7 protein-coding genes and 2 pseudogenes are annotated in these 10,195 nt (G+C 71.6%); 4 read left to right on the top strand and 5 right to left on the bottom strand.

All coding sequences use genetic code 11. The features are described from left to right. Nucleotides 1-26 precede the first annotated feature (26 nt). Complete coding sequence (locus OG266_RS44410) at nucleotides 27-815, bottom strand: PIG-L deacetylase family protein (protein ID WP_266470737.1); 789 nt, start codon at nucleotides 813-815, stop codon at nucleotides 27-29. Nucleotides 816-1,044: 229 nt separating this feature from the next. On the opposite strand from OG266_RS44410, the gene OG266_RS44405 reads away from it, so the two are divergent. Both OG266_RS44405 and ligD read left to right on the top strand, forming a co-directional pair. Further along, nucleotides 1,045-1,926 (top strand): Gfo/Idh/MocA family protein, encoded by an 882-nt coding sequence (locus OG266_RS44405; protein ID WP_371552581.1) that lies wholly within the window; start codon nucleotides 1,045-1,047, stop codon nucleotides 1,924-1,926. Nucleotides 1,927-2,065: 139 nt separating this feature from the next. Beyond that, complete coding sequence (gene ligD / locus OG266_RS44400; RefSeq protein WP_371552579.1) at nucleotides 2,066-3,010, top strand: non-homologous end-joining DNA ligase; 945 nt, start codon at nucleotides 2,066-2,068, stop codon at nucleotides 3,008-3,010. A 46-nt stretch (nucleotides 3,011-3,056) separates the two neighbouring features. On the opposite strand, the gene OG266_RS44395 is transcribed toward ligD, so the two are convergent. The 4 genes and pseudogenes from OG266_RS44395 to OG266_RS44380 all read right to left on the bottom strand — a co-directional run bounded on the left by OG266_RS44395 (nucleotide 3,057) and on the right by OG266_RS44380 (nucleotide 6,434). Beyond that, nucleotides 3,057-3,425 (bottom strand): DUF6479 family protein, encoded by a 369-nt coding sequence (locus OG266_RS44395; protein WP_329549640.1) that lies wholly within the window; start codon nucleotides 3,423-3,425, stop codon nucleotides 3,057-3,059. Between the two features lie 107 nt (nucleotides 3,426-3,532). Further along, the gene (locus OG266_RS44390; RefSeq protein WP_371552577.1) at nucleotides 3,533-4,354 is read right to left on the bottom strand and encodes a methyltransferase domain-containing protein; all 822 of its coding nucleotides are present in this window, start codon (nucleotides 4,352-4,354) and stop codon (nucleotides 3,533-3,535) included. 37 nt (nucleotides 4,355-4,391) lie between these two features. Beyond that, nucleotides 4,392-5,709 (bottom strand): annotated as a pseudogene (locus tag OG266_RS44385) (MFS transporter). Nucleotides 5,710-5,822: 113 nt separating this feature from the next. After that, a complete protein-coding gene (locus tag OG266_RS44380; protein ID WP_371552575.1) occupies nucleotides 5,823-6,434 on the bottom strand; it encodes a LysE/ArgO family amino acid transporter in 612 nt (203 codons plus the stop codon). 66 nt (nucleotides 6,435-6,500) lie between these two features. Between OG266_RS44380 and OG266_RS44375 the strand changes: the two genes are divergently transcribed. Both OG266_RS44375 and OG266_RS44370 read left to right on the top strand, forming a co-directional pair. Then, a complete protein-coding gene (locus OG266_RS44375) occupies nucleotides 6,501-7,427 on the top strand; it encodes a LysR family transcriptional regulator ArgP (RefSeq protein WP_371552573.1) in 927 nt (308 codons plus the stop codon). A 236-nt stretch (nucleotides 7,428-7,663) separates the two neighbouring features. Continuing rightward, nucleotides 7,664-10,195, top strand: a pseudogene (locus OG266_RS44370) (SpoIIE family protein phosphatase).

Here is a 10,195-nt window from a genome sequence, read left to right as displayed (position 1 = left end):
TGAGTCGGCTCACGAAAGCAGAGGTCTCATACCCAGGGCGGCGGCCCGTCGGGGATGAGCTGGTGGACGTCGAAGAGGACTGCGGATTCGACGCCGAGAGCCGGGCCGCCCATTCCGGCCGCCCAGGTCAGGAACGGGCGCGGTTCGAAGGCCCCGGCGCCGAGGCCCTTGGTGTATTCGGCGTGCGCCTCGAGCGAGGCGATCCCGCGTTCGAGGGGTTCGCCCGTGACGTCGACACCGTGGGTGGGCTGTTGGGGGCCGGCGAGGCACACGAGCCGGATTCCATTCCAGGGTTCGAGGCCTTCGTCGGCCAGTTCCGGGAAGATCCAGCGGTTTCCCGCGTCGCGTGCCGCGTCCAGCGTGGCCAGGCCAACCACTCGGTGGTCCGCCTGGTTCGTGATGCCGCCGATCATGCGCACGGTGAACGCTCCGGTCACCACGACCTCGGGCCGGTGGCGGCGCATCGCCCGCACGATGTCGCGGCGTAGCGGGAGCCCGTACTCGACGACACCGTCACGGTGATCGAGGAACTCAACTGTGTCGACCCCGACTTGACGGGCACCGGCCCGCTCCTCCCCCTCCCGCAAGGGCGCCGCCTGGTCCGGGTGCATGCTGTCGATGCCGGCTTCACCTCGTGTCGCGAGCAGATACGTCACCTGTTTGCCCTGTGCCGTCCAGCGGGCGACGGCGCACGCGGTCCCGTACTCGATGTCGTCCGGGTGTGCGGCCACGGCCAGACATCGCTGCCAGTCCTCCGGCAATGCGGGCAGCCCCGAGTCGTCCGCGGAGCCTGGTTTGTCCTGTGTGGGATTCATGCACCGAATGATGACGTGGGACACGCAGTGACCGACAGAGGCGCGAGCGGGCCTGTCGTGCGCCCCGCGCATGAATGAGCACGCGGAGCTCGGTGAATTGGCGTGACGTCCGGCTCCTGACCGGACACAGCGCAGGGACGTCAGCCGTCCCGCCCGCCGGCACACTCCTGGTCGAAGCGGCGGTCAACGTGGTGAAGTTGATCCGCCCACACCGAAAAGGAGACTTCTCGTGACCGACGCCTCGCTTCCCTGGTCCCATGCACCGGTCAAGGTCGGCCTCGTCGGAGCCGGACCATGGGCGCGCGCCGTGCACGCGCGGGTACTTGCCGCCGGGCCCGAGACGCAGTTGACCGCGGTGTGGGCGCGCCGCGCCGAGGCGGCCCGCGAGACGGCCGCACCCTACGGCGCCGATGTCGCCGCGCGCTTCGAGGACCTGCTGGACAGCTGCGAAGCGGTCGCCTTCGCGGTTCCGCCCTCCGTTCAGGCGGAGCTCGCATGCCGTGCCGCGGAAGCGGGCAAGGCGCTCCTCCTGGAGAAGCCGCTCGCGCTGGACCTGCCGTCGGCGCAACGCCTCGTGGATGCCGTCGACGCGGCCGGCGTCGTCTCCCAGCTGGTCCTGACAAGCCGTTACAACCCGGCCACCCGGCGGTTCCTGGCAGCCGCCCAAGGCGTCGACGCCGTAGGAGCGCGGGCCTGCTGGCTGCACGGCGCTTTCCTGGGCGGCGACTTCGCGACCGCCTGGCGTCTCGAACACGGCGCGCTGCTGGACCTCGGGCCGCACGTTCTCGATCTGCTGGACGCGGCCCTGGGTCCCATCGTGCGGGTACGGGGCACCGGAGACCCCCGCCGTTGGATCGGGCTCACCTGCACCGCCCGAAGCCGCGCGAGCGGCGCTGTGACCAGGCGTCTCGCTGTCCAGTTCAGTCCAATGTCGAGCGCGGCATCACCCGGATCGAGCTGTTCGGCCCGCACGCCGAGCTCGTGTACGACGGCGCCGCACTCGACCACGAGGAGAGCTGGCCCGTGCTGCGCCGGGAGTTCGCCACCGCCGTCCGCTCCGGAAAGTCCGGCGAGCTCGATGTCCACCGCGGGCTGCGTCTGCAGACCCTGATGGCCCAGGCTCTGGAGGCGTAGGGCGCGGCCCGCGGGTTCGCCGGGCAGCGCCGTTCAGGCGAAAGGGCCGTCAAGGGTGAGTGGGTGCCCGCAGCCCTGTCGACTACACACCTGTGACACTGCCGCGGATCGCTCCCATGCTCGCCACCGCCGGCGCCCTGCCGCCCGCAGGGCAGGACGCGCACTGGGCGTACGAGACCAAGCACGACGGCCAGCGTGCCGTGATCTATCTGCCCGGGGACGGCGGCATCGTGCTGCGCGCCCGGTCGGGGGAGGACATCACGGCGGCCTACCCGGAATTGCGTGCGCTGGGCGGAGCGCTCGGCAGGACTCCCGCCGTTCTGGACGGTGAAGTCCTGGTCCTGGACGAGCAGGGGCGGGGTGACTTCCAGCTTCTACAGTCCCGTATGGGGCTGGCGGATTCTCCGGGCAAGGCGGCTCGTCGGGCAGTGGAGGCCCCCGCGCATCTCGTCCTGTTCGACGTCATGTACCTGCGGCGGCGTGACCTGACCGCTCTCTCCTATGTCCGGCGGCGACAGGAGCTGGAGGATCTGGCCCTCGCCGGGCCGTACTGGTCGACGCCGTCGGCGATCGTCGGGCACGGGGAGGCGGCCCTGCGGGCGACGCGGGAGAACGGTCTGGAGGGGCTGGTCTGCAAGCGCTTGGACTCCGTGTACGAGCCGGGGGTGCGCTCACGAGCCTGGGTCAAGATCCGCAACGTACAGACCCTCGACGTGATCGTCGGTGGCTGGGTTCCCGGCAAGGGGCGGCTGTCGGGGCTACCGGGTGCCCTTCTCCTGGGACAGCGCGAGGCGGGGCGGCTGCGCTACGTCGGAGGCGTGGGGACCGGCTGGAGCGAGGCCGAACGGGCGGTACTCGCCCGGCTCCTGCGGGCCGCCGAGACCGAGGACTGCCCCTTCGACACCGTCCCGCCGGTGGCCGGGGCCCACTGGGTAGTGCCGCGGCTGGTGGGCGAAGTCCGGTACAGCACCCGAACCAGAGCCGGGCTGCTGCGTCAGCCGTCGTGGCTCCGTCTCCGGCCCGACCTGGCTCCGGAGGACTCCGCGGCCGATCTCCCTTAGCGCCTGATCCGACGGACGGGCCCGACCCGCTGCCAAGCGGTCCGGGTCACGTCCTGCCCAGACCGCCGCCGCCGAAGGAGCCGCTGGATCCGGGTTCCCAGCGCCGCCGCTTCTGGTCCTCGCGCCGCTTGGTCCCGGCAGCGTGCATGTTGTACGGCATCAGCCGCTCACTCTCATCCGCCGCGTGCGGAACCTCGTCGGCGTCCCGCATCTCCCGGATTTCGTGGACCGCCCCGGATTCGGGGAGATGGGTCTGCTCGTCGAGGCTGGGTGGCCGCGGTTCTTCCCGCCGCACCTTGATGCCCATCCGGACGGCCCAGACCAGGGCACCGGCGATGATGAGGCCACCGATGAATGCGGCGACCGCGTTCATCGTGCTGCTCGCTGCAATTACTTCGTAGCTCGCCGTGTTCATTTTGCTCGAGCACCCCCAATACCAGGGGAAGAGTGCAAAGCGCTCCGTCGGCGACGGACAATCAAGTGTATTCCGACAAACGCCTTTATTCACTCAATGCGCCAGCCCTACGACGGGCGGTGCGCGACCGCTCCGAACATCGTCACGGACATGTGCAGCGCACCCTGCTCGGCGGCCTCCGTGATATCCGCGTACAGACGGTCGCGCTGCGCCTCGGTGATCAGTTCACGGCGTACCGCGGAATCGCCCAGCATGCGGATCAGCGGCCATGCCACCGAGGTGTGGTCCTGGAGGAGCGCCTGCGATCCGCGGTCGTCGATGACCAGCCCGGCCGCCGTCAGCCGGCCGACCAGCTTGCGACCCGAGTAGGGGTCGGCCGCCGCGGCCAGCGCGCCGGAGGTGATCGCCGCGACGGTCTCGGGGTCACCGGGGTGCAGGATCGTGGTCGCCCAGTCGGTGTCCAGCAGGGCTACGCGCCCACCGGGGCGCAGCACTCGCGCCATTTCCGCGACGGCCTTCTCGGGCTCCAGGAGGTGCTGGAGTACGCGCTCGCACCACACGACGTCGACCGAGGAGTCGGGCAGGTGCAGGGTGAGCGCGTCGCCGTCCACGAAGCGAGCCAAGGTGCTCCCGGCGGCGGCCGCGCGCTGCTCGGCCACCATACGGAGCCCCGGGTTCGGCTCGATGCCCAGTACCTCGCCGTGGGGAGCGACGGCGGCCGCCAGCGCCTGGGACTGCGATCCCGTACCGGAGCCGATGTCGATCACCCGCTCGCCGGGCCGCGGGCCGACCGCGGTGTGCGCCCACGTACGCAGCCGTCGTACGCCGTCATTGGTGTCCTGGGCGTCCAGAGCCGCCACCAGCCGGGCAACGCTCTCGACGCTGATGTTCTGCGCGTGGAATTCCGAGGTAGGTCGCGTTTCCCCCATGGCGGTAACTCTATGACCGACTCGGGCGGCCGCGCATTCAGATCGTGTAACGCCTCAGAGCCGGTGTCGCGGTGGCCAGGACCAGCGTGGCGGCCATCACCAGCAGGCCGCCGCCCACGACGGCGGTGCGTGCGCCGAAGGCCGCACCGGCCGTTCCGTGCAGGACGTCGGCGAGGCGGGGGCCGCCCGCGACGACGACGGTGAACACGCCCTGCATGCGGCCGCGCATGTCGTCCGTGGCGGCGGACAGCAGGATCGCGCCGCGGAAGACCATGGAGACCATGTCGGCGACTCCGGCCGCGGCGAGGAAGGCCACCGCCACCCACAGGCTGCTGCTCAGCCCGAACCCGGTGATGGCCGCTCCCCAGGCCGCCACCGCGACGATGACCATGAGGCCGTGCCGGCGCAGACGGGAGAAAGTGCCCGACGCCAGCCCGCCGAGCACCGCGCCGATGGGGATCGCCGCGAAGAGGAGACCGAGCGCGAGTCCTTCGCCGTAGGGCGCGTAGGTCTGCGCCGCGAGTTGTGGGAACAGGGCACGGGGCATGCCGAAGACCATGGCGATGATGTCGGCGAGGAAGGACAGGAGCAGCACCTTGTGCAGCGGATGTACCGGAAGCCGGCGGCGACCTCGCGCCAGCCCGCCCGCGCCCTGCGGACGCCGCTGCCGTCGAGGGGCGGCAGCGCGGGAAGCCGTTGCGAGCCGCCCGCACGGTGACGCACAGGGCCACGGCGTCGATCAGGTAGAGCTCGGCCAGGCCGATGACGGGGATGAGGGCGCCGGCGAGCAGCGGTCCGGCGACCAGGCCCGTCTGCATGACGGTCGAGCCGAGCGCGTTCGCGGCGGGCAGTTCGTCCTTGGGGACCAGCCGGGCGATGGAGGCTTGGCGGGCCGGTGAGTTCAGGCCGAAGAACGCCTGCTGGAGGGCGAGCAGCACCATCAGGACGAGCACCGAGCCGAGTCCGGTGGCGGCCTGTATCCAGAAGAGGACCGAGGTGACGGCCATGCCGGTGTTGGTGATGAGGAGCAGTTTGCGCCGGTCCATGCTGTCGGCGATCGCGCCGCCCCACAGGGCGAAGAGTACGAGGGGCAGCAGGCCGGCGAGGCTCGCGTAGCCGACCCATGCCGAGGAGCCGGTGATGTCGTAGATCTGCTTGGGCACGGCGACGGCGGTGAGCTGGCTGCCGACGGCGGTGACGATGGTCGAGGACCACAGCCGGCGGAACGCCGGGCGCCGCAATGGGCGGGTGTCCATCGCCCAGCGGCGCCATCCGCGCCTGTTCGCCCGTACCGGTTCCGGTGTGTCGTCGTCCGCCGTGGGATCGCTGTCCGTACCGCTCTTGCTCGTGTCCACGCTCGTCCTGGTTGCTCGCTACATCTTTCGCTTGCAGGGATCACTATGTCCGAGCGGGAGTTGTGTGTGACGGCGGGGTTCGGACTCATCGGCCCATGCCGGGCGTACGGCTGTCAGGCTCCCGCGATCAGCATGGCGCCCATCGCGGTCATCGTCGCGGCGACGAGACCGTCCAGCACGCGCCAGGACGACGGCCGGGCCAGGAAGCGGCTGAGCAGCCGGGCGCCGAAGCCCAGCGCCGCGAACCAGCACACGCTCGCCAGGACGGCCCCGAGCCCGAAGGTCCAGCGCAGCGGGCCGCGGTCGGCCGCGATGGAGCCGAGCAGGAACACGGTGTCGAGGTAGACGTGCGGGTTGAGCCAGGTCAGCGCCAGGCAGGTGAGCACGGCGCGGCGCGGCGAGTGCGCCGGCACGGCCGCCGCCTTGAGAGCCGAGGGTCGCAGCACCCGCCGCGCGGCGAGGAATCCGTAGACGAGCAGGAATGTGCCGCCGACCAGTCCGACCGCCGTGAGCGCCGCGGGCCAGGCCACGACGACCGTGCCGACACCGCCGACGCCCAGGGCTATGAGCGCCGCGTCGGAGAGTGCGCAGATGCCCACCACGGCGAGTACCGCCTCGCGGCGGATGCCCTGGCGCAGGACGAAGGCGTTCTGAGCGCCGATGGCGACGATGAGTGTGAGGCCGGTGCCGAATCCGGCGGCCGCGGCGGTCAGGGCGTCTGTCATGACATCGACGCTAGGAAGGCAGCCGTCAAGAGTACAGCTAAAGATTCTTACGTATCATTAGCACGTGTGATGACTGAACTGCCGTTCGACCAGGTCCGCACGCTCCTCGCCGTCGTCGACGAGGGCACCTTCGACGCGGCGGCCGGCGCGCTCCATGTGACGCCGTCGGCGGTCAGCCAGCGCGTCAAGGCACTGGAGCAGCGCACGGGCCGGGTCCTGCTGATGCGGACGAAGCCGGTGCGCCCGACCGAGTCCGGCGAGGTCGTGGTGCGTTTCGCGCGCCAGCTGGCCCAGTTGGAGCGCGACGCGCACGCCGAGCTGGGCATGACCGGCTCCGGGGAACCGTCGCGGCTGTCGATCGCGGTGAACTCCGACTCGCTGGCCACCTGGTTCCTCCCGGCGCTCACCCGTGTGCCTCAGGAGCTGCGGCTCTGCTTCGAGCTGCGCCGCGAGGACCAGGACCACACGGCGACGCTGCTGCGCGAGGGGCAGGTGCTGGCGGCGGTGACCTCGTCACCCGACCCGGTGACGGGCTGCTCCGTCCGTGCTCTCGGCCGGATGCGGTACCTGCCGGTGGCGAGTCCCGGCTTCCGCGACAGATGGCTCGGCGGCCTCTCGGACGTGCCGCTGCGCGAGGTGATCGGTGACGCGCCACTGATCGTCTTCGACCGCAACGACGGACTCCAGGACGGTTTCGTCCGCACTCTGACGGGTGGCCGCGGCGCGAGTCCGCTGCGGCACTTCATGCCCACCTCGGAGGGGTTCCTGGCCGCCGTGGTGGCCGGAATGGGCTGGGGCATGGTGCCCGAGGTACAGGCCGAACCGCTGCTGCGCGCAGGGCGGTTGGTGAATCTCGCGCCGGACCGGGCCATCGACGTCCCGCTGTTCTGGCAGCAGTGGAAACTCGACTCCCCCGCGCTCGCGGCGGTGGCCGAGGCCGTGGCGGCCACCGCCGCCGAGACACTCGCCCCCGGGCCCCGCGCCGGTGGCTGACGTGTCAGCGGTGGTGTGGGACGAGTTGGGCGAGGTACTCGAGCAAACCGGGTATCTTTCGCGCTGGACATGACTGAACATGGCTGAGCGCGGCCGGACACGGTTGGACTCGGCCATGCGCAGCCTCGGGCAGCCCCGGGCTGCTGCTGAGAGCGTCGAGGTGCGGTCAGGGGCCTGTCAGGCGCATTCTTGCTGTGATACCTCCCTGGCGGCGGCGGGCGGACGAGGGCAGACCGATGACTGGGAGCGCCGAGCGTGAGGTGCAGGCGCTGGAAAGCCTGCCCGCCCTGCTCAGCGGGGCCGTGGCGGACGCGGTCCGCGCGGCCCGCGGCTTCGCGGGAGGCATCTATCTGCGTTCGAGCACACCCGGACTACTCCGGATGGCGGTCCTCGCGGGCCTGCCCAATCAGCTGTTCCGCCCCTGGTGGCGCATGTATGTGGACCGGCCGTTCCCCGTCGCCGACGTCCATCGGCTCGGCGAGGAGGTGCTGCTCACCGATGCCACGGAGACGATGCGCCGGTACCCGCAGCTGGCGGCCGGGCTGCCGTTCCCGTTCGGTTCCCTGTACGTCCCCGTCGTGGGCGCCTCGACGTCCTTCGGCGTCCTGACGGTACTGCGCCCTTCGGCCTCGGACGCCACCGAGGTACTGCCGGACCGCGACCGGATGACAGCCGTGGCGGACGAGCTGGGTGCCGCTCTGGCGGCGCTCGACAAGAACGGACCCGGGACCGTCACGTGGGACGACGAGCCGATGAACGTGCCGGCTCCGGCCGACGGTCCCTCCGCGCAATGCGTCGGAGCGTTCACCTGGGATCCGTACGACGGCGCGGTCACCGCGGACGACGCGCTGGCGGCGCTGCTCGGCACCGCGCCGGGTGGCTTCGCCGGCACACCGGACGCGCTGGCCGACACGCTGTCCCGGGAGGATCCGAGCCTGCTCCTTGCCGCGCTGCGCGAGACGGCCGCCGGGCGCCCGCCCGCGCACGCACTGCCGGTGCGCAACGCGGACGGCGGGCTGCGTCTGCTGACGCTGTGGCCCTCGGACGCGACGCCCGGACCGCCGTACCGGGTGAGCGGTGTGGTCGTCGATCCGAGCACCGGCCCGGCCGCGGACCGGGCGGCGGATCTCCTCCGGAGGGTGTGTTCGCACTCGACCGGCTCGGGCTGATCACCTATGCCAACCCGCGCGCCACCGAGCTGCTCGGCCGGCCCCGGACGGAGCTGCTGGGGCGGCCGCTGTGGGAGGCCGTGCCCTGGCTGGCCCGGCCGTCGTACGAGGATCACCTGCGCGGCGTCCCTGCTGTCGCCGGATCCGGTGCACTTCCAGGTCAGACGCCCGCACGGGAACAGCCCCGGGCAGACACCGGGGCGTCACGGCGGTGAGTGGCTCACGATGTCCATCTACGCGGGACCGGGCAGCCTGACCTGCAAGCTCGTGCCGAGGGGGCGGGTCGCGGACTCCGCGGAGGCCGATCCGTTCGAGGCGCCGACGGCCGAGGGCGACGAGCCGGCGGAGGGCGTACCCACGACGGCACCGCTGTACCGGCCCATCGTTCTCGCCATCGCGCTGACCGAGGCCGTGACGGCGCGCCAGGTGTCCGAGGTGGTGATGCGGGAGCTGCTGCCTGCGTTCGGCGGACGCCGGCTCGCCATCTACCTGCTCCAGGACCGGCGGCTGTATCTGGCCTGGGAGACCGGCTTCCCGCAGGGCTTCCTCGCCCCCTACGACGGAGTGGCCCTCGATGTCCGGCTACCAGGAGTCGAAACGCTCACCAGTGGCCGGCCGCTCTTCTACGAGTCGATGCAACAGCTGACAACCGCCTATCCCGGCATCGCACTGGACGCCAAGGAGGGAGCCCGGGCCTTCCTGCCGCTGATCGCCTCCGGGCGCCCGGTCGGCTCCTGCATCCTGGGCTTCGACCGTTCCCGTACCTTCAGCACCGAGGAGCGTACGGTCCTGACCGCGCTGGCCGGACTGATCGCCCAGGCCCTGGAACGGGCCCGGCGCTACGACAACGAGGCCGCCCTCGCCCGCGGTCTCCAGGAGGCACTGCTTCCGCACCGCCTCTCCGCGCACCCGCTGGTGACCACCGCCGGGCGGTATCTGCCCGGCACCCTGGGCATGGACGTGGGCGGCGACTGGTACGACGTCGTCGAGGCGGGCGACGGACTCGCCCTGGTCATCGGCGACGTCCAGGGCCACGGCGTCCAGGCCGCGGCCACCATGGGCCAACTGCGCAGCGCGGTAAGGGCGTTCGCGCTCAGCGACCGGTCCCCGGACGAGGTGATGAGCGGCACCAACCGGCTGCTCATCGACCTCGACCCGGGCCAGTTCGCCAGCTGCTGCTACGTCCGCCTCGACCCGGTCACGGGCGTCGCGCGGGCCGCTCGGGCCGGACATCCGCAGCCCCTGCTGCGCCACCCCGACGGCCGTACCGAGGTCCTGGACCTGCCCGGCGGGGTGGTGCTCGGAGTGGACCCGCAGGCCCACTACCCGGTGACGGAGCTGCTGCTCGAACCCGGCGCCGTGCTGGCCCTCTACACGGACGGGATGGTCGAGCGGCCCGGCACCGACATAGACGAGGGCGTCGAAGCCCTGCGCGCGACCCTGTCCCGAGCGGCCATGCGGCGCGGCCGGACGGGCGGCCCGTCCGTGTCCGCCGCGGCCGACCTGCTCACCGCGGAGGCCCGGCAGGCCACCGAGCGCCCCGACGACATCGCCCTCCTGCTCACCACTCGCCGGGCCCCACGCGACGAGGACAAGTAG

The sequence above is a fragment of the Streptomyces sp. NBC_00554 genome (assembly GCF_041431135.1).
Classification (GTDB): Bacteria; Actinomycetota; Actinomycetes; order Streptomycetales; family Streptomycetaceae; genus Streptomyces.
This window is presented reverse-complemented; position numbering and strand designations above follow the sequence as displayed.

What these genes read in the sequence shown, in the direction of transcription:
- OG266_RS44410 (WP_266470737.1), bottom strand. Translation starts at nt 815, where the DNA reads ATGAATCCCACACAGGACAAACCAGGCTCCGCGGACGACTCGGGGCTG.
- ligD (WP_371552579.1), top strand. Translation starts at nt 2,066, where the DNA reads ATGCTCGCCACCGCCGGCGCCCTGCCGCCCGCAGGGCAGGACGCGCAC.
- OG266_RS44380 (WP_371552575.1), bottom strand. Translation starts at nt 6,434, where the DNA reads ATGACAGACGCCCTGACCGCCGCGGCCGCCGGATTCGGCACCGGCCTC.
- OG266_RS44390 (WP_371552577.1), bottom strand. Translation starts at nt 4,354, where the DNA reads ATGGGGGAAACGCGACCTACCTCGGAATTCCACGCGCAGAACATCAGC.
- OG266_RS44395 (WP_329549640.1), bottom strand. Translation starts at nt 3,425, where the DNA reads ATGAACACGGCGAGCTACGAAGTAATTGCAGCGAGCAGCACGATGAAC.